At 70.3% G+C, this 18350-nt stretch carries 16 protein-coding genes; 5 read left to right on the top strand and 11 right to left on the bottom strand.

Annotated elements, in window-relative coordinates:
- Positions 1-63 precede the first annotated feature (63 nt).
- Complete coding sequence (gene glyA / locus ACFY3V_RS37895; RefSeq protein ID WP_362906456.1) at positions 64-1371, bottom strand: glycine hydroxymethyltransferase; 1308 nt, start codon at positions 1369-1371, stop codon at positions 64-66.
- Positions 1372-1533: 162 nt separating this feature from the next.
- Here glyA and ACFY3V_RS37890 point away from each other — a divergent pair, with 162 nt between their 5' ends.
- Genes ACFY3V_RS37890 through ACFY3V_RS37880 form a run of 3 tightly spaced genes read left to right on the top strand, consistent with a single transcriptional unit; the run spans position 1534 to position 4242 of the window.
- The gene (locus tag ACFY3V_RS37890; RefSeq protein ID WP_362906454.1) at positions 1534-2604 is read left to right on the top strand and encodes a helix-turn-helix domain-containing protein; all 1071 of its coding nucleotides are present in this window, start codon (positions 1534-1536) and stop codon (positions 2602-2604) included.
- Positions 2605-2633: 29 nt separating this feature from the next.
- Positions 2634-2795, top strand: coding sequence for a hypothetical protein (locus ACFY3V_RS37885; protein ID WP_350948439.1), 162 nt, complete (start codon positions 2634-2636; stop codon positions 2793-2795).
- Between the two features lie 4 nt (positions 2796-2799).
- Entirely contained in the window at positions 2800-4242 is a 1443-nt protein-coding gene (locus ACFY3V_RS37880; RefSeq protein WP_362906451.1) for a wax ester/triacylglycerol synthase family O-acyltransferase, read from the top strand.
- Here the strand turns inward: ACFY3V_RS37880 and ACFY3V_RS37875 are convergent.
- From ACFY3V_RS37875 to ACFY3V_RS37860, 4 genes are all read right to left on the bottom strand, one after another.
- Positions 4129-4656, bottom strand: coding sequence for an ATP-binding protein (locus tag ACFY3V_RS37875; RefSeq protein WP_362906449.1), 528 nt, complete (start codon positions 4654-4656; stop codon positions 4129-4131). The two genes, ACFY3V_RS37880 and ACFY3V_RS37875, sit on opposite strands and share 114 nt — an antisense overlap.
- A 252-nt stretch (positions 4657-4908) precedes the next feature.
- Positions 4909-5487, bottom strand: coding sequence for a type 1 glutamine amidotransferase domain-containing protein (locus ACFY3V_RS37870; RefSeq protein WP_389780128.1), 579 nt, complete (start codon positions 5485-5487; stop codon positions 4909-4911).
- Positions 5487-5804: a DUF4031 domain-containing protein gene (locus ACFY3V_RS37865; RefSeq protein ID WP_362906445.1), complete on the bottom strand. Its 318-nt coding sequence runs from the start codon at positions 5802-5804 to the stop codon at positions 5487-5489. The genes ACFY3V_RS37870 and ACFY3V_RS37865 overlap by 1 nt, the downstream gene beginning before the upstream one ends.
- On the bottom strand, positions 5801-6352 hold the full coding sequence (locus ACFY3V_RS37860; protein ID WP_389780126.1) for a TetR/AcrR family transcriptional regulator: 552 nt from the start codon (positions 6350-6352) through the stop codon (positions 5801-5803). The genes ACFY3V_RS37865 and ACFY3V_RS37860 overlap by 4 nt, the downstream gene beginning before the upstream one ends.
- 134 nt (positions 6353-6486) lie before the next feature.
- Between ACFY3V_RS37860 and ACFY3V_RS37855 the strand changes: the two genes are divergently transcribed.
- Together ACFY3V_RS37855 and ACFY3V_RS37850 are read left to right on the top strand one after the other, a co-directional pair.
- Complete coding sequence (locus ACFY3V_RS37855) at positions 6487-8043, top strand: MDR family MFS transporter (protein WP_350948445.1); 1557 nt, start codon at positions 6487-6489, stop codon at positions 8041-8043.
- Between the two features lie 122 nt (positions 8044-8165).
- Positions 8166-9119 (top strand): GNAT family N-acetyltransferase, encoded by a 954-nt coding sequence (locus tag ACFY3V_RS37850; protein WP_362906441.1) that lies wholly within the window; start codon positions 8166-8168, stop codon positions 9117-9119.
- A 96-nt stretch (positions 9120-9215) separates the two neighbouring features.
- On the opposite strand, the gene ACFY3V_RS37845 is transcribed toward ACFY3V_RS37850, so the two are convergent.
- The 6 genes from ACFY3V_RS37845 to ACFY3V_RS37820 all read right to left on the bottom strand — a co-directional run bounded on the left by ACFY3V_RS37845 (position 9216) and on the right by ACFY3V_RS37820 (position 17800).
- Positions 9216-10514 (bottom strand): AAA family ATPase, encoded by a 1299-nt coding sequence (locus ACFY3V_RS37845; protein ID WP_362906439.1) that lies wholly within the window; start codon positions 10512-10514, stop codon positions 9216-9218.
- A gap of 100 nt (positions 10515-10614) precedes the next feature.
- Complete coding sequence (locus tag ACFY3V_RS37840) at positions 10615-12084, bottom strand: hypothetical protein (protein ID WP_389780124.1); 1470 nt, start codon at positions 12082-12084, stop codon at positions 10615-10617.
- A complete protein-coding gene (locus ACFY3V_RS37835) occupies positions 12081-13208 on the bottom strand; it encodes a hypothetical protein (protein ID WP_362906435.1) in 1128 nt (375 codons plus the stop codon). The genes ACFY3V_RS37840 and ACFY3V_RS37835 overlap by 4 nt, the downstream gene beginning before the upstream one ends.
- A 28-nt stretch (positions 13209-13236) precedes the next feature.
- Positions 13237-14013: a hypothetical protein gene (locus ACFY3V_RS37830; protein WP_362906433.1), complete on the bottom strand. Its 777-nt coding sequence runs from the start codon at positions 14011-14013 to the stop codon at positions 13237-13239.
- 344 nt (positions 14014-14357) lie between these two features.
- Positions 14358-15788: an NADP-dependent phosphogluconate dehydrogenase gene (gndA, locus tag ACFY3V_RS37825; RefSeq protein ID WP_362906431.1), complete on the bottom strand. Its 1431-nt coding sequence runs from the start codon at positions 15786-15788 to the stop codon at positions 14358-14360.
- A 329-nt stretch (positions 15789-16117) separates the two neighbouring features.
- Positions 16118-17800 carry a serine/threonine-protein kinase gene (locus ACFY3V_RS37820; RefSeq protein ID WP_389780122.1) on the bottom strand — a complete coding sequence of 561 codons (1683 nt, stop codon included), beginning with the start codon at positions 17798-17800 and terminating at the stop codon, positions 16118-16120.
- Between the last annotated feature and the right edge of the window lie 550 nt (positions 17801-18350).

The raw sequence follows: 18350 nt of genomic DNA, 5'->3' as shown, positions 1-18350 counted from the left end.
GGCGATGAACGGACCGGCCCGCCAGGGGGCGAACCCCCGGGGGTCGAGCGGGCCGGTCCGGGATCATGGGGTGGTGCGGCGCAGGGCGACCGCGTCCCGGTGGACCGCGGCGGGAGCGTGACCGTCGAGGAGCAGGCGGCGCATCAGGACCGCGACCTCACCCATCGTCTCCGGGCGGAAGCCGCGGCGGGTCACCTCCTGGGTGCCGATCCGCAGGCCCCGCGCGGGCTCACCGGAAGACTGCCCCGGCAGGCGGACGCCGCTGAGATAGACGCCGCCCTCGGCCAGCAGCCTGGCGGCCTCGTCCCCGCCGCCGAACGCGGCGGCGTCCACCGCCACGTGGTGCGAGACGGTCCAGCCCCGATGGGCGGCGGCCACGGTGAAGCCCTCGCCGTCCAGTGTCGCGGCCAGTGCCCCGGCGTTGGCGAGGCAGCGGTCGGCGTACGCGGAACCGCCCGCGGCGTGCTCGGCGGAGGCGAGGACCAGCGGCGCAAGGCGTGAGGCGTCGTAGTTGGCGGTCAGGCCGGGATAGGCGGCCGCCGACACCTGGCGGGCGAGATCCTCGTCGCGGGTCACCACGGCCGCGCCCGGCGGGCCGCCGAAGGACATGTAGGTGGACATGGTCACCAGGTGCGCGCCCTCGTCCAGCGGGCGCTGGAACCGGCCGCCCGCGATGAGCCCCGCCACGTGCGAGGCGTCGTAGAGCAGCAGGGCCCCCACCTCGTCGCAGGCCGCCCGTAACCTCGCGACGTCGTACGGGAACAGCATCAGGTTCGCGCCGACCACCACCAGCGCGGGCCGGTGCGCGCGCAGGAACGCCGGCAGGGCCACGTGGTCGACGTCGAGCCGTTCGGCGTCGTAGGGCAGGTCGACGACCCGCAGGCCCCGGATTCCGGCGGCGCCCTGGGCGTGGTGGCTGGCGTGACCCCCGGCGGTCTCCGGAAGCACCGCGATCGTGTCGCCGGGGCCGGCGAACGCGCTGTAGCAGGCGAGGTTGGCCAGCGTGGCGCTCTGCAGGCGCACCTCGGCGAACTCACCGCCCATCAACGCCGCGACCTGGAGCGGGGCGAGGACCTCCAGCACGTCCAGCTCCTCCAGGCCGGTCTGGAACTTCTCGCCCGGCCAGCCCATCGAAGGGCGGCACCCCAGGGAGATCTCGTGCGCGGCCCTGGCGCGCTCGCTCATCGTGTTGGTGCCCGCGTACAGCACCACGCCGTCCTCGTCGAGGCGGCCGCGGTGCTCGGCCAGTACCGCGTCGACCAGCCGGGACACCGCGTCGAACCCCAGTCCGCCCACCTCGGCCTCAAGCTCGGCCAGGCGCAACTGTGCCCGTGGCGGCGCCCACGGGGCGACGCGGCTGCGCTCCTCCACGAGGTTCCTTTCACCGGGCGATCGAACGACTCTCACGAGGCGGGTTCCCCGGCTCCCACGAGGCGGGTCCCCCGAAATGAGTAAGTGCGACGCTACGGCCCACGCCAGGTCGAGTCATCGTTCCGGCGCCGGAGATACTTCCTACATCTGTAGGATTGGACCGTGATAGCGGATGATGTTCAGGATCTGCTGGAGTCGCTCGCCGTGGCCGTGGGCCGGGGGATGTCCGTGGACGACCTGGAGGGCCGGGTCGTCGCGCACAGTGCCCATCACGGGGAGGTCGATCCGGTCAGGGCGCAGGCCATCCTCTCGCGCTCGGTTCCCGCCGAGGTGGGGGCCTGGCAGGAGGCGCACGGGGTGACTACGACCCGCGAGCCGGTACGGATCCCGAAAAATCCTGACTTGGGGATGGCGGCGAGGCTCTGTGTCCCGCTGCTCCACCAGGACCGCCGCGTCGGCTACCTGTGGATCATCGAGGGCCCCGGCCCGCTCAACCCGCAGGAGCGCGAAAGGGCCGTGCGCGACGCCGCCGCGATCGCCGCCCTGCTCGACGACGGCGGCAGCTCCCACATCCTGAGCCAGCTGCTCACCGGTGAGATCGGCGTGCGGCGTGCGGCCGGTGTGCTCGGTGAGGGGCCGCTGCGCGTCCTGGCGCTGCGGGGCGACCCGGACGGCCTGCGCGAGGCGGTCGGCGCGGAGCTCGCCAGGGTGCGCCGCCCGCCGGCCTTCACGATCCTGGACCGCCACGCCGTACTGCTGCTGAACCGCGGCGAGGACGCGGTGGCACTGGGGGAGCGGCTCGCCGCCAGGACCCGCGCGGGCGCCGGGCTCAGCGCACCGCACCCCGGGCTGGAATCGGCCGTACGGGCGCACGAGGAGGCGCTCACCGCGGCCAGGGCCGCCGCGGCCGAACCCGCGCTGCGGCCGGTCGCCCGCTGGCCGGACCTGGGCGTCTACCGGCTGCTCGCCGACCCGGTCGCGGGCCCGCACGGGTCGGCCGGCGGCCCGCTCGACGCGCTGCGCGAGCACCCGGCGCTCCTCACCACCCTGGAGACCTATCTGGACAGCGGAGGAGACGCCCAGGAGACCGCGAGGCTGCTCCACCTGCACCGCACCAGCCTCTATTACCGCCTCACCAGAATCGAGCACCTGGCCGACCGCAACCTCAAGAACGGAACCCACAGGTTAGAACTTCATCTCGCGCTGAAGCTCGGTCGCTGGAATGCGGTGTAGCGGCCGGGTAATCCGGGCACAGCTTTCCGGTGTTGCAGTTGATCAGCGAGATCATGGCCATCGTCGTCGTGCTCGTGCTCATTCCGCTGTCGTTAATTCTCGTGTCCGTTGTGGTCCTCCTCGCGCTGGCCGCGTTGGCTCTGGCGACTTCACGGGAGCAGGATGGGAGAACGACATCCCGGCGGAGGTAAGACGGTGCGGCAGCTCAGCGCGGTGGATACGCAGTTCCTGAATTTCGAGACCTCGACGAACGTCGCGAACATCGGGGGACTCGCGATCCTGTCGGGAGGCCTGACCCGCGGTGACCTGGTGTCGCTGCTGGCCCGTCGGCTCCACCTGGCCGCGCCCTTCCGCATGCGGCTCGCCTTCGTCCCGTTCGGCCTGGACCACCCCTACTGGACCGAGGACTCCAGAATCGACCTCGACTACCACGTGCGCGAGATCGCGCTGCCCAAACCGGGCAGTGACATGCAACTGGGCGAGCAGGTGGCCAGGCTGCACGCCCGGCGCCTGGATCGGCGTCGCCCGCTGTGGGAGATGTATCTCATCCACGGCCTGCACGGGGACCGTACGGCCCTCTACATGAAGGTCCACCATTCGGCGGTCGACGGCGTCACCGGCGCCGACGTGCTGGCCGGGCTGCTGGACACCTCACCCGAGCCTGCGGAGGTCGAGCTGGCGCCCCCGGGCGAGCCGGAGGAGGAGATCGACACGGGGGAGATGGTCGTCAGAGGGCTCGCCAAAGTCGCCGTCAACCCGGCCAACGCGATACGGTTCCTGATCAACGCCGTCCCGCACCTCGACGAGATTCCGCTGATCTCCCAGGCACCCGGGGCGGGGCTGGTCTCACGGATCACCAGGGACCTCGCCACCCGCCTGTCCGGATCCGGGGCCGCCGAGGTGCCTGCCATGCCCCGCATGACCGTTCCCCGCACCCCTTTCAGCGGAAGGATCAGCGCGCATCGGCGGTTCGCCTACACCGCCCTGCCGCTGGAGGACGTCAAGCTGGTCAAGAACGCCTTCGGTGTCACGGTGAACGACGTGGTGATGGCCCTGTGCGCCGGGGCGCTGCGCCAGTGGCTGCTCAAGCACGACGCGCTGCCCGAGCAGCCCCTGGTCGCGGGGGTGCCGTTCTCGCTCCGCCTGCCCGGTGACCAGAGCGCGGGAAACCAGGTCAGCATCATGATCACCACCTTGGCGACACAGGTCGCCGATCCGGTGGAACGGCTGCTGGCGGTGCGTGACGCGATGCGGCTGATCAAGGACCGCTCGTCGCTCGCCCCGGCGCGCTGGCTCCAGGAGCTCAGCGACATGATGCCTTCCGCGCTGACCGGGCTCGCCTCCCGCGCCGCCTTCAACCTGTTCGCCGGCAGCGCGGGCCCCATCAACGTGGTGATCTCCAACGTGCCCGGCCCGCAGATCCCCCTCTACGTGAGTGGCGCCAGGCTTCTGGCGTACCATCCCGTCTCCGTCGTGACCGACGCCAGCGGCGGCATCAACATCACGGTCTTCTCCTACGACGGCTCACTTGACGTCGGCGTGATCGCCTGCCGGGAGATGGTTCCCGATGTGTGGACCGTTACCGACTATCTCAGGGACACCCTGCTGGAGCTCAAGTTCCTCGTTGAGGAGCAGTGACAGCCCGGGAGCGTCCTCGGTGAAGCGCAGAATCTTCTCCAGGCAGACGATCGAGCCCCGCTCCTGCCTCTTGACGAACCGGATGTCATCGGCGAGGGCCTGCATGATCAGCAGCCCGCGGCCGTGCTCGGAGGTGGGGGCGGGGGAGGAGGTCTCGGAGAAGTCGAAGCCGTTGCCGGCGTCCACCACCTTGATCACGCACCGGCCCCTGGTCAGCTCGGTGCTGACCATGTAGTCGTCGCTGGGAATGGCGTGCTGGATGACGTTGGAGCACGCCTCGGAGAGCATGAGCTGGATGTCCTCGCGAATCTGGGACACCACCCCCAGGGCCTGCAGCGAGGAGTCGAGAAGCTGTCTGATCACAGGAACACTCGCAGCGTCACGCGGCAGACGCAATGCGATGGTGGCCTCCACGGTCTCCCCCTTTTCATCGCCGATTCGCAGCCGACGTAGAAGCCCTGCCCTGGGGAAACCGTCCTAATCGAGGATGGGTGATCGTGTCCCTGGGATACGGCAGAAAACGGCAAAACATTTCTTCCGTGGCATGTAACCGGGGGGATTCCCTCCGGTTCGGGGTTCGCGACGACGCGGTCCGGAGCCGGGCATGGAACGCCCGCGGGGCGGGGGTCGCCGACCCCCGCCCCGCGCTTCGATGATCGAAGGACGCTATCCGGAGAAGGCGTCCGTCGCGGCCTGGCAGAAGGCCTTGAGGTCGTCGGGCTTGCGGCTGGTGATCAGCGTGTTCGGACCCGAGGAGCAGATCACGACCTCGTTGTCCTCCCAGGTCGCCCCGGCGTTGCGCAGGTCGGTCCGCAGGCTCGGCCAGGACGTGACCTTGCGGTCACGTACCACGTCGGCCTCGATCAGCGCCCAGGGCGCGTGGCAGATGGCCGCGACGGGCTTGCCCGCGTCGAAGAAGCCCTTCACGAAGCCCACGGCCGCGGGTACGGTCCGCAGGAGATCGGGGTTGGCGACGCCACCCGGCAGCAGCAGCCCGTCGAAGTCGGTGACGGATACCTGCTCCACCGTGGCGTCCACCGGGAACGTGTCGGCCTTGTCGAGGTGGTTGAACGCCTGGACCTGACCCTGCTCGGTGGAGATCAGCTTGGGCGTGCCCCCCGCCTGCTTGACGGTCTTCCACGGCTCGGTGAGTTCGACCTGCTCGATCCCCTCGGGAGCCACGAGAAACGCGATCGTTTTGCCGTTCAGCATGTCGTTCCCTTCGTTGACGTGCGGATATGCCATCAAGGGGATGCCATGCCCGCACTGTCGGGATCTATGCGAGAAGCGTCGATCCGGGGGCGGACCCTGCGCCGGCGCAGACCGGCGGCGGTGAGACGGGTGACGAGCTCACGGGAGGAGACGGCCTCGGCGCCCAGCGCGAGGGCCCGCTCGTAGACGGTCTCGGGAACGTCGTAGTGGTCGCGGTCGAACGCCCGGCGCGGCATGCCGAGCAGCTCCGCGAAGGCGTGCAGCTCCCCGGTGGAGCTGTCGCTGACCAGATGTGACCAGAGCAGGCCGCGCGGACCCGGCCAGCTGGGCGGGTCGATGAGAACGCTCACCGCCTGGCGAGGTCGAGCGCGACCTCCAGGGCGGCCGCCTGGCGCTCCTCGTCGGTGATCGACTCGTCCCTGAGCGCGAACCACGAGGCGTGCAGCGCGAACAGGGACATCGAGTGCTTCAGCCGGGTGGCCAGGGGGTCCTGCGGATCGACGAGGAAGGTGAGCAGCTCGAACATCCCCTCGCGGGTCTTCTCCATCGTCGGGTGTTTCTTGAGTGAGGTCTGGTTGCGCTCGAAGAACCGCATGATCTCGTGGTGCCTGCCTCGTCGCAGGTCGTGGGCGTAGCGGCGGATCAGCTCCTCGCGCGTCTCGTCGGTGCGCGGCTGGGTGCGGGCCCAGGCGATCAGCTCCTCGACCGCCCGCACCCGGTCCTCCGCCAGGCTGGCGATGATGTCGTCCTTGGTCTTGAAGTGGTAGTAAAGTGCCGCTTTGGTCACGCCGAGGGCCTCCGCGATCTCGCGGAGCGAGGTGGCCTCGTAGCCCTGCTCGGTGAAGAGCTTCAGGGCGATCTCCTGAATGCGCGTCCGTGTGTCGGCGTTTTCCCTCATGGTTCCCTTACCGAGAAATTAACTTGACGGCCGGCAAGTAAGCGGCCTACATTCCAGCATAGCCGACGCTAGCCGGTCGGCAAGTAAGCAAGATCACAAAAACTGGGGGCACAGAAGTGAAGGAGACCGCGGCCGTGCCGGCGCGGCGTCGCGAGGTCATGGTAGTGCTGCCGGGCCTGATGCTCGCGATGGTCCTGGCCATGCTCGACAACATGATCGTCGGCACCGCGATGCCCCGCATCGTCGGCGAACTCGGCGGACTGACGCACCTGTCCTGGGTGGTGACCGCCTACGTGCTCGGCACCACCGTCTCGACCCCCATCTGGGGCAAGATCGGTGACCTGTACGGCAGGAAGAACATCTTCCTCGCCTCCATCGTCATCTTCATGATCGGCTCCGTGCTCTGCGGCATGGCCGGATCCGAGATGCTCGGCGGGCCGTCCGACGGCATGACGCAGCTCATCGCCTTTCGCGCCCTCCAGGGCCTGGGAGCCGGGGGCCTGATGGTCAACGCCATGGCGATCATCGGCGACCTCGTCCCGCCCCGCGAGCGCGGCCAGTACCAGGGCATCATGGCCGCCGTGATGTCACTCGCGATGATCGCGGGTCCGCTCGTCGGCGGGTTCATCACCGACCACCTCGACTGGCGCTGGGCCTTCTACGTGAACCTGCCCATCGGGTTCGTCGCCCTCGCCCTGCTCGCGGTCAAACTGCAACTGCCCAAGCTCCGCACCGAGCACCGCATCGACTGGCTGGGCGCGGCCCTGCTCTCGGTCGGCATCACCGCGCTCGTCCTCATCACCACCTGGGGCGGCAACGACTACGCGTGGGGATCGTGGCAGATCCTCGGCCTGGCAGGGCTCGCCGTGATCACGCTGGCGGTGTTCGTCCTGGTGGAGCGCCGCGTCGCCGAGCCCATCATGCCGCTCAACGTCTTCCGCGACCGCAACTTCAGCCTGATCTCGGGAGTGGGCTTCCTGCTCGGATTCGCCATGTTCGGTGCGATCAACTTCCTGCCGCTGTTCCAGCAGACCGTCCAGGGGGCGAGCGCCACCAACTCCGGCCTGCTGCTGCTCCCGATGATGGGCGCCGCCATGGTGGTCTCGCTCTTCGTCGGCCGCGCCATCACCAGGACCGGCAAGTACAAGGTGTATCCGATCCTCGGTGGCGTGGGCATGGCGGTCGCGATGTGGCTGCTCTCCCTGATGGACGTCAACACCCCTGCCTGGCAGACCGGGGTGTTCATCGCGGTGCTCGGCCTCGGCATGGGCTTCCTGATGCAGACCACCATGCTGATCGCCCAGAACAGCGTCGAGCAGAAGGACCTCGGCGTCGCCAGCAGCGCCTCGACCTTCTTCCGCTCCATCGGCGGCTCGTTCGGCGTCTCGCTGTTCGGCGCGATCTTCAACAACCGGCTCACCTCCAGCCTGGAGAGCAAGCTGGGTGCGGCGGGCGAGCGGATCGCCTCCGGAGGCGCCCAGTTCGACCCGGCCGCGCTGCACGAGCTTCCCGCCAACGTGCGGGTCGGCTTCCTGGAGTCGCTGGCCGAGTCGATCTCCGGCGTCTTCTGGTGGGCGATCCTGTTCGCGGTCCTGGTGCCGCTGCTGGCGGCCTTCATCAAGGAGATCCCGCTGCGCGGCGCGCCCGAGGCATCCGAGGACACCCAGGCACCGGTCCCGGCACTCGACTGACGGTCTCGCTCCCGTCGCCTGACGAACCACGGGAGCATCCGGCTCATCGGCCGGTCGGCCGATGAGCCGGGAGCCAAGTGCCGACCCAGTGATCCCCAAGCCGCCCTCGCGACGATGGGGTCATGAAGACAACGATCCCCGCCACCGGGTACGTCACCCGGCGGCCACTGGCCGAGGACGCCCGCGAGATCCACGAGCTGATCTCGCTCTGCGACACCCAGGTGATCGGCAAGGCCGACATGACGCTCGACGACGTAGCCGACCACCTGAACGACTCCGCCTTCGCCGGGGAGTCCGACGGCTGGCTCGTCCACGACGAGAGCGGGCGCCTGGTGGCGTGGGCCTGGGCCTGCCGCAAGGGGGGCAGCGACAACGTCGACGTCGACGTCGTCGTGCACCCCGCCGCACCGGACCTGACCGGCCCGCTCTGGGACACCGTGACCGAGCGGGCCAGGCAGATCACGGCCGAACTCGGCCACGACCGGGCCGTGGTGGACATCGGCCTCTACCGCGAGGACAGCGGCAAGCGCGCCATCGCCGCGTCCCGCGGCTTCGCCGCCGCCACCAGCTTCATCCGGCTCCGCGCCGACCACGAGGGGACGGTCCCCGGGCCCGAACTCCCGGCCGGGGTGACGGTGCACGACGGGCTCACCGAGGAGGTACGCCGTCAGGGGCACGCCGTGCAGCAGGCCGGCTTCGCCGAGCACTTCGGGTTCGCCCCGAAGGACTACGACGAGTGGTACGAGGAGCTGGACTCCTCGGTCACCACCGACTGGGCACAACTGACGGTCGCCCGCCTCGACGGCGAGCCCGCGGCGATGCTGCTGGGGACCAACGCCTTCCTGGGGGACGAGAACTGCGGGTACGTGCGCCAGTTGGCCGTGCTCCCCGCCTTCAGGGGCCGAGGTCTGGGAAAGGTCATGCTGCGCGGGGCGTTCGCCGCCGACGCCCGCCGCGGGCGGGTCGGCACCTACCTCCACGTCGACGCCAACAACAGCACGCCCGCCCTCGACCTCTACCTCTCGGTGGGCATGCGTCAGGTGCTGGCGATCGACGTCTGGCGGCGCACGATCTGACCTCCCGCCGTACGGGCCTCGCCGCACGGGGCCGCGGAGATCACTGCGGGGATCACTGCGGTGCGGCGGTGCGCACTCCGGCACGGCGCGTCCGGGTCACCGGTCCGGGGTCACCCGGTGTTTGGAGAGGTGGGCCAGCACCGCCTGGTTGGCCTCCCAGCCGTCGGGGAACTTCACCGGCACGCCGAGCTGGACCGGCTCGGACGACGGGTGGGCGTCCAGGAGTTCGGGAATGCCCGCCCTGGCGACCACGACGCAGGCGTGGCGGTGCCGTGAGGTGAGCACGCACAGCCGCCCGGACTCCAGATGGAACGCGGTGGCGTCGCGGCGCCCGGACAGCGGGTGAAGCACGATCGTCACGTCGTACTCCCGGCCCTGCAGACGGTTGGCGGTGTCCACCGTGATCTCCGGCGGCACCCCGGCGGCCCTGATCGCGGCGACCTGGTCGCGGTGCGCGGCGCCGATGGCGATCCTGTCGGCGGTGACGGGATGGCTGCCGCGCTCGGAGTGCGCGACCGGGCCCCGCTGGAGCAGCCGCGTCGCCAGCATCGCGGTCGCCGCGACGGCTTCGGCGTCGGTGCGCACCGTGTGACGGCTCGGCAGCTCGTACAGCGCCCAGCCGGAGACGGCCGCCTCCTCCAGCGCCAGGTCGTGGGAGGTGCGCATGCCGTTCACGGTGAACTCCAGCGACCTGTCGTCCGGACCCGTCCCCGCGCGGAACCCGGTGAACGGGTAGAACGCCTCGGAGACCACCGGCGCCGCCGAGGCGGGCAGTCGCCAGGAGACCGGCAGCCGGTGCACCGGCAGGTCGGGGTTGTGCCGCAGCAGCACCGAGACAGCGCTCTGCACCGGGTCCCACGACAGGCCCGCCCACCGGTCGCCGTCCACGATGGAGAACGGGTCGAGCTGGCCGGGATCGCCCACGAACAGCGCCCGCTCGAACAGCGAGGCGATGCGCAGCAACTTGTCCGAGCGCATCTGGTACGCCTCGTCGACGATGGCCCAGGGCCAGGTGCGGTCGCCGACCCAGGCCCACTTGTCGGCGGTGGCGATCACCACGGCCGGATCCCCCAGGTCGGGCAGCTTGCCCGCGACCGAGACGTTGGGGTGGGCGAGGACGCGGCCGGGGGTCACGTAGCCGCTCGCCGACAGGCGGCCGATCGGCAGGTCGGGGTGCTCGACCGCGAGCCGCTCCACCAGATCGTCGACCTGCTCGTTGGTCTGGGCGACGATCATCAGCGGCTCGCCGGTCTCCGCGATGTGCCCCGCCGCCCTCACCACCAGCGTGGACTTGCCCGCGCCCGGCGGAGAGTCCACGACCACGCCGCGATGGCGGGGCAGGTCGGCCAGCACGGCCTCCACCACGGCGGCGGCCTCCCGCTGCGGGGTCGTCATGTCGTGCTCCCGTCAAGGCGCCCGTCAAGACCCCGGTCACGGCCCGTCCCGCACGCGGTGGGACGAGGCGTCGCCCGGCGGCCCGGGATCCGGTGAACGCTCAAAGCCATTCCTCCTGCGCGTCGTCGTCGCCGGGTTCGTACTCCTGTGGAGGGCCGCCGTGGGTCCACGGCGTCTGCTCCGGATCGGGCAGTGCCGCCGACGACTGGAAGTCGTCCGTCAGTGAGGTGTACGAGACCTGCTCGCCCGGTTCGGGCACGGAACCGGGGGCCGGTGTCCTACCCCGCCCCATCCCCTTGGTGACCTTGAGGGTGATCTCCCCGTCCGCGATCTCGACGATCTCGGCGGCGTGGCCACGCCGGTCGGGGCAGCCGACCGTGGTCTTGGGGGAGAGCCGCACCGGGTCGTCGGTCCGCACCGTGATCAGGGGTCTGAGCTTGCGCGAGCGGCCCTCGCCCTCGGTGTGCTCAAGGTCGGCGGACGTCACCGTCCCGGCGAAGGCCTCGCCGCTCAGCCGGTACTCGGCCATGAGCAACGGGTCGTCATGGGCGCGCTGCACGTCGTAGCTCGCCCGCGCCCGTTCCAGCCCCGCCAGCCGCGCGGCGGCGCCGACCGCCCCGTCCCTGCGCGCCTGAGGCGGCCCGCCCTCGGCGATCCGCTCGACGAACCGGGTGAACGACCCGCGGTCGATCTCCCAGCGGTCCTTCACCCGCGTCCCCTCGGGCAGTGAGCGCAACAACTCCACGCTGCGCCACATCAGCCGCCAGGTGGGTTCGAGCTGGGTGCGCAACGCCTGGCCGATCCGGTCGACGGCGCGATCGGTCGGCGCCTCCTCGTAGGCGCGGATCGCGGGGCCGAGCACCTCGTTGTCGAAGCCGGGGTCGGTGGTGGGGCCGGCGGGAGGCCAGAGCAGCGGGTCCTCGGCCTCCTCGGCCGCCTGCCGCCCGGACATTCCCCGCGGCGGATCGATCCATCCCAGCAGCGCCGCCAGGTTGGCGTCCTCCAGGTTGCTCTGCCCGGTCGCCCAGTGCAGGCTCAGCGCCTCGGTGGCGGCGAGCAGCATCGAGGAGCCCGGCTGCAGCGACCGGTCGGCGAGATAGGTCAGCCACCGGCCGAGCAGCGGCACCGACGGATGCACCGGGTAGGGGCCCTCCGCCTTGCGGAAGCGGGTGGAGCGGCCGAGCAGCGCGGCGAACGAGGCCGCGGGCCGGTTCGGCACCAGGATCTGCGGCGCGTCCAGGCATCGCTCGTACGGCTCGCCGCTCTTTCGCTCGACCGTCTCGGTGCTCTTCTGGAACCCCTCGATGTACGGCAGCAGCACCTCGGCCAGCCCGGCGGTGAAGGCGAACCGCAGGTCCCGGTTGCGGGGCTGGGGAACGACGAGCAGCCGGGGGTGACCGGGATCGGTGCCGACCATGGCGGCGAGCGGCGCGGCGGCCTCGCCCGCGAGCTTGAGCGGGATGAACACCAGCGGCTGGGCGGAGACGTGGCAGTGCCGGACCGTGGTGATCCGCTGCGCGACGCCGTCCCTGGCGGCCCGCAGCCGCGCCAGCGCCGTCAGTGTGCTCACCGCAGCGACTCCTCGCGCAGCCGGTGCGCCAGCCGGAGCAGGTGGGCGATCTCCTCCTGGCCCTCGGCCACCTCACGGGTGCCCTCGGCCAGGCCGAGGGCCTCGTCCATGCCGGAGACGCCGCCCAGCTGGTCGCGTACCTGGCGCCCGAGCAGGTCGGTGGACCCGCAGGAGCGGGCCTCGTGACGGCAGAACATGCACATGTCGCAGGTGGACAGGCAGTCGGGCGCGTAGCGGGCGGGCACCTGGAGCAGTGCCTGGGCCAGCTCCTCGGCCGAGCGGGTCGGCACACCGTCCTCGCCGGGGGCCAGATCGAAGGTGAGGCCGCCGGGCAGGTCCTCCAGCAGGCGCTCCACCCTGGTCATCCGGGCGAGCTGGCGGTTGAGCACGGAGAGATGCTTGCGTACGTCGACCAGCGCCGCCGTGGGGCGGTTGGCGAAGTTCTCCGGGCAGACGAGGACCACGTCGTGGGAGACGCGTTCCGGGTCGTGCCCGAGGTCGGCCATGAGCGTGCGCAGCGCCATGACGTAGACCGACGCCTGTCGCGCCGCTGCCGCGACCTTTTCCGGCTCGGCCTGGCCGTCGATCACGCTGAACGACTTGATCTCCACGATGTGGAAGCGCCTCCCGATCTGGAAGGCCACGACGTCGGGTTCCAGGTAGGAGGTGTGCCCGGCGATCTCCAGACTGAGCAGCGGGTGGTCGTAGAACACCGCGGTCCCGTCGTCCTCGCGCGCCGCGCGGTCGATCAGCGCCCGGGTGTGCGAGTGCCGCAGATGGGAGCCGATGCTCTCCACGTCCTGGTAGCCGACCTGGGCGACCTCCAGGCCGAGCAGCTCGCGCAGGAGGCGCAGCAGCTCCGCGCACCCGTTCTCCTTCACCAGCGACTCGAACACGTTCCCGCGGGTGATCGCGAACTGGGACTGGCCGAACGGGGCGGGGAAGCCGACGTGCCGGGCCGTGAGGTCCTTGTCGACCCCCGCGGCGTCCATCACCGCCCGGCGGACGCAGCCGGGGTTGGCGGCGAGCGCCGCGATGGCCCGCGCGTCGTGCGGGCGGGAGGGCATCGGCCCGCGCAGCTCGTCAAGCCTGTTCTGGAAGGCCTTCTCCCCGAGCTTGTTCATGAACCGGTCTCCCCGTCCAGCCTGGTCTTCAACAGGCCCCCCTCAAGGTGTTCATCGCGGTGGCGCCGAACAGGCGCTCCACGTCCGGTAGTTGCCTCATCGCCCGTGCCGCCACCTCGGCCCGCTGCGCGGAGTCGGTGGCGAGGTGCACCTCCAGCTCGGCCCGTGCCGCGCGGATCGCGGTCGCCGGGTCGGCCGGGGCGAACCCTTCGACGGCGCCCGGGATGTTCTGCGCCATCCGCGACAGCAGTCGCACCGCCCCCGCGGGAGGTTCCGCCAGCCGCGTCAGGTGCTCGGCGACGCGCATGGCCGAGACGAGGAAGTCGACGCGTGGGCTCAGCGGCCCCAGCACCCGCGACTCGGGTGGCCACGTGCTGTCGGCGAACAGCCCGCGGGCGGGGGAGAGGCGGTCGGTCAATGCGGCGCACAGGTAGTACGGCCTGGCGTAGGGGTCACCGCGGAACGAGCGCTCCTCGTCGCGCCGCAGGCTGGTGAGCTGGGAGCCGCGCAACTCGCGGGAGAAGAAGGCGTCGTTCACCGCCACGATCAGTTTGGCCGCCGTCGGCACGCCCAGCATGGCCAGCGCCTGGTGCACCTGCTCTCTGATGGGCACCAGCGAGGTCTCGGGTTCGTGAGGCGGCTCGGGGGCCTCGGAGGTGATCGCCGCGTCCCACGCCTGCTCCGCTCTGCGCAGGTCGCCGCGCAGCGATCGGGCGAGCGAGTTCTCCTTCGCCTTGACCGCCCGTCGCACCTCGGCGCGGAGCTCGGCTATTCGCCGTTCCAGCGCGTCCAGTGAATCACTCACGGCCCGGAGCGTAACAGGAGTTCCACCAGCCTCCCTTGAATTCCAGCGAATTCCAGCATTAAGCGCGAGTCGTGTAATGGAAATAAAGGTACAAAAAGGTCATTTAATGCGAAACTTGTCGCGCGGGAGGCGGGATCAGTCGGCGCGGCCGATCCCACCTCGGACGGCGGCTCAGACGGGAACCATGCGGGAAGCGGAAGGAGGCAGCACGTCCAGCCGCGACACTGCGCGGGGCCGGGCAGGGGCGGTCGGCCCCTGCCCCGAGTGTGCCGCCCTGTCACGGGTCGGCGGCCGCATCCGATCCGGCGCGGCAGACGGTCACCTCGGGGCGAGGGATACGCAGGCTAGCCCTTGACCTCCGTGCGGTCGGCCGACCACAGGGTGTGGAAGGAGCCCTCAAGGTCGATCCGCTCGTAGGTGTGAGCGCCGAAGAAGTCACGCTGGCCCTGGATCAGGGCCGCGGGCAGGCGCTCGGCGCGCAGCCCGTCGTAGTAGGCGAGCGCGGTTGAGAAACCGGGTGCCGGGATGCCCAGCTCGGCGGCCTTCGCCACCACCCGCCGCCACGAGTCCTGCGCCAGGGTCAGCGCCTCGGCGAAGTAGGGGGCGGCGAGCAGGGTGACCGGCTTGTCCTCCGCCGCGTACGCCTCGCGGATGCGGTCGAGGAAGACGGCGCGGATGATGCAGCCACCCCGCCAGATCGTGGCCAGCGTGCCGAGGTCGAGATCCCAGCCGTACTCCGTGCTGGCGACCCTGAGCTGGTCGAACCCCTGGGCGTAAGCGACGATCTTCGAGGCGTACAGCGCCCGGCGCACGTCCTCGGCGAAGTCCTCGCCCACGGCCCCTGCGGGCACTCCCGACGGGCCGGGCAGACCCCGTGCGGCCTTCCGCAGGTCCGCGTGACCGGACAGGGAGCGCGCGAAGACCGCCTCGGCGATTCCGCTCACCGGAACGCCCAGGTCCAGCGCGATCTGCACCGTCCAGCGGCCGGTGCCCTTCTGCTCCGCCCGGTCGGCGATCACGTCGACGAGCGGCTTGCCTGTCGCGGCGTCGACCTGGCGCAGCACCTCGGCGGTGATCTCGATCAGGTACGAGGACAGCTCACCCTCGTTCCACTCCGCGAAGATGTCCGCGAGCTCCGCCGGGGTCCGGCCGAGTCCTTGCCTGACCAGGTCGTATGCCTCGGCGATGAGCTGCATGTCGGCGTACTCGATGCCGTTGTGCACCATCTTCACGAAGTGCCCGGCACCGTCGGGGCCGATGTGGGCGCAGCAGGGCACACCGTCCACCTTCGCCGCGATGTCCTCCAGCAGCGGACCCAGCGCCTGGTACGACTCCTTCGAACCGCCGGGCATGATGCTCGGCCCGAGCAGCGCGCCCTCCTCCCCGCCGGAAACCCCCGCGCCGACGAAGTGAATGCCGCGCTCGCGCAGCGCGGCCTCGCGTCGGCGCGTGTCCAGGAAGTGCGCGTTCCCGCCGTCCACGAGCATGTCGCCCGGCTCAAGCAGGGGAGCGAACTCCTCGATCACCGCGTCGGTCGGCGCACCCGCCTTGACCATGATCAGAATGCGGCGGGGCCGTTCCAGCGCCGCGACGAACTCCTCGGGGGTCTCGCAGGGGACAAAGGTTCCCTCGTGCCCGTGCTCCTCGATCAGCGCCTTGGTCCTGTGCTGGGACCTGTTGTGCACCGCTACCGAGTGCCCGTGCCTGGCCAGGTTGCGGGCGAGGTTCGCCCCCATCACGGCCAGTCCTGTCACACCGATCTGTGCCTGAGACATCAAAAACCTCCAGCTCGAAAAACCCGGTCTTCACGACCGGAAGGAGAACGCGGCAGGATACCGTTGGCTGATTTCTCGAAAACCTGAGCGACTTCGTGGTGAATGCCGCCACCTTTGGTGACCTACTTTGTGACCTACGCGGATCGGGAGGCGGACGTTCACGCTCCACCTCCGTCCAACCGCGTCTAATTTTTCACGTCCGGGAAGGCAAGTCTGCACCCACCCCGATCGAACGTGCGAAGAAGGTCCCGGTACCGTGCCGATCGGTGGACGACCTGCTTTTCCGACGGTTCCGACACCCGGCGGGGACGAGCCCGCGCCGAGAAGACTCAGCGGCCGAAGCTGATGACGCCCGGAAGCTCACGTCCGATGAGGCCGCCCAGGCACCGGTAGGTCCGCGCCCCGCCCTGGAACTGCTCCCGCGAGGGCGGCAGGATCGTCTTGTGCCACCTTGTCCGCCGGTCATTGCGCTCGTCGAACATGGAGGCGAACATCACCTCGTCCGAGCAGACCTTCTTCACCGTCGGATCCTTCTCCAGGACGGCCGGATCGTAGATGAGAGAGCCCTGGGGCAGCGGGGCGATCGCGAATGTCTCCCACGCGTGGGGCTCCTGGCAGCTGATCCGCTTCGCCGTGGTGTCGCCCGCGATCGCGACGAGGCCGCCCCAGCACTCGTTCTTCGCCACGCACGCGGCCCCCGCGCCCGCCACCGCCGCCGCGGGGCAGGGGGTCGTGACCGTGGCGACCTCGAAAACCTCGCGAGCCGCGGACGTGCCCGTCTTCGGGGTCGCACTCTGGTCCTCGCCAGGGCTCTGGGGGGCCTGTGCGCCGGGCCCCTGCCCGGTGGACGGTGTCTGGTCGCGGTTCTCGATGTACATGAGCCCTACGCCGGCCATCAGCAGGATCGCGAAGGCCACGGCCACCGCGACGAAGACCCGCGCGTTCGACGTGGCCGGATGCTCCGGGGCCACCGCGGGCGGCTGGGCACCGGAGAGCCCCTTCACGCCCGGTGACGTCAGATGCGATCGCACAGGCTCCCCGCGCTGCCCCGGCGGTGTGCCGTACGGCGACGCGTGCGGTGGCATGGGCACCGGGTTCTTCTCCGGTGTCGAAACCGGCGGCGGAGCGGGCCTCGGGGCCCGGTGGGGGACGGCGGGGCGCGGAGCGTGGGGCCGGGCAGAGGCGCCTCCCTCCAGGCGCAGGTCCGTGAGGGCGTCGCGCAGCGCGGCCACCGAGGGGGTGCGTCGCGCGGGGTCGGTGGCCATGGCCTCCCTGAGCACGGCGGTCAGCTCCGGCGGAACCTCCGGGAGGTCGGGAACTGGCAGGCGGTGCAGGGCCATGATGACCGCGATGTTGACCACGCCGCTCTCGGGGAAGCGCGGCGGGCGCCCCGAGAGCAGCGCGTACAGCGTGGCGGCCAGAGAGTAGACGTCACCGGCGGCGGCGGGCTCGGTCAGCTCGAACGCCTCGGGCGGGGCGTAGGCGGGAGTGAGGGACTCCCGGGTCACCGACACCTCGCTGCCCGAGGACGGCATGGTGGCGAGGCCGAAGTCGGAGAGCACCACATTGCCGTACCGGTTGATCAGGATGTTGGCGGGTTTGATGTCGCGGTGCAGCACCCCGGCGGCGTGCGCGGCCGACAGCGCGTCGGCGATCCGGATGCCGATGTCGGCGACCTCGGCCGGTGGCAACCGCTTCTCGGCCCGCATCCGATCCAGCAGAGACCCGCCGGGACACAGTTCCAGGACCATGTACGGCCGCCCGTCGGGCAGGACCCCCGCGTCGTAGACATGGGCGACGTGCGGGTGACCGGAGAGGGCGCCGGCCGAGGTCACCTCACGCATGAAGCGGCGCCGGTCCCGCTCGGAGACCAGCACCCGGTTGTCCACCTTGAGCGCGACCTCACGATCCACCGCCAGTTGTCTGGCCCGGTAGACGATCCCGAAACCGCCCTGGCCGAGCACCCCGGACACCTCGTAGCCCGGTACCGCAAAGGCGCCAGCTCCGGCCACCTGCCACCTCCTGAAGACGAGCGGCAGATTACCGGAGTTTCCAGCGCGAACCATGGGTGTATTCCCTTCCTTCCGCTACCGGGGTGCACCGCGCCCGCCTCGCGTCGAGGGCCCACAGCCGGGACACCACATGACCGGTCCGTCTCCGGCGTGCCCGGCATCCTCCGTTTTGTCGGAGCCGCTTTCCCTGAAGCGCGCACGCCACAACGCGCCTTGCTTCCATGCGAGGCGCGGTTGATTTGACGATGCGGGTCGGGGTTCATAAAGTTCACCAGACCCGAGGGAGACGGCGGTGGCGCCGGGGCCTCGGAACCCTCTCTGATCATCTCAGCCTTGATGGGATCTTTGTCCCCTAAAGGGGTTTGATTCGACATGAATCGGACCGTCGAGTACGTTAGGCGGGTCCCCCTGAGAAGGGGGGCAGTGAATTCTGAAACAGGTAAGCCGGATCGGGTCGGTTTGACACGAAAAAGCGGGCCTGAAAGAATAAAGGCACAACGAAAGAACAGAATAAAACGAACGCCCCGGAGTTCTGCCGGACCGGTTGGTC

The sequence above is a fragment of the Streptosporangium sp. NPDC000095 genome (assembly GCF_042899335.1).
Classification (GTDB): Bacteria; Actinomycetota; Actinomycetes; order Streptosporangiales; family Streptosporangiaceae; genus Streptosporangium.
The sequence above is the reverse complement of the archived record's forward strand: the minus strand, read 5'-3'. Positions and strand labels throughout refer to the sequence as shown.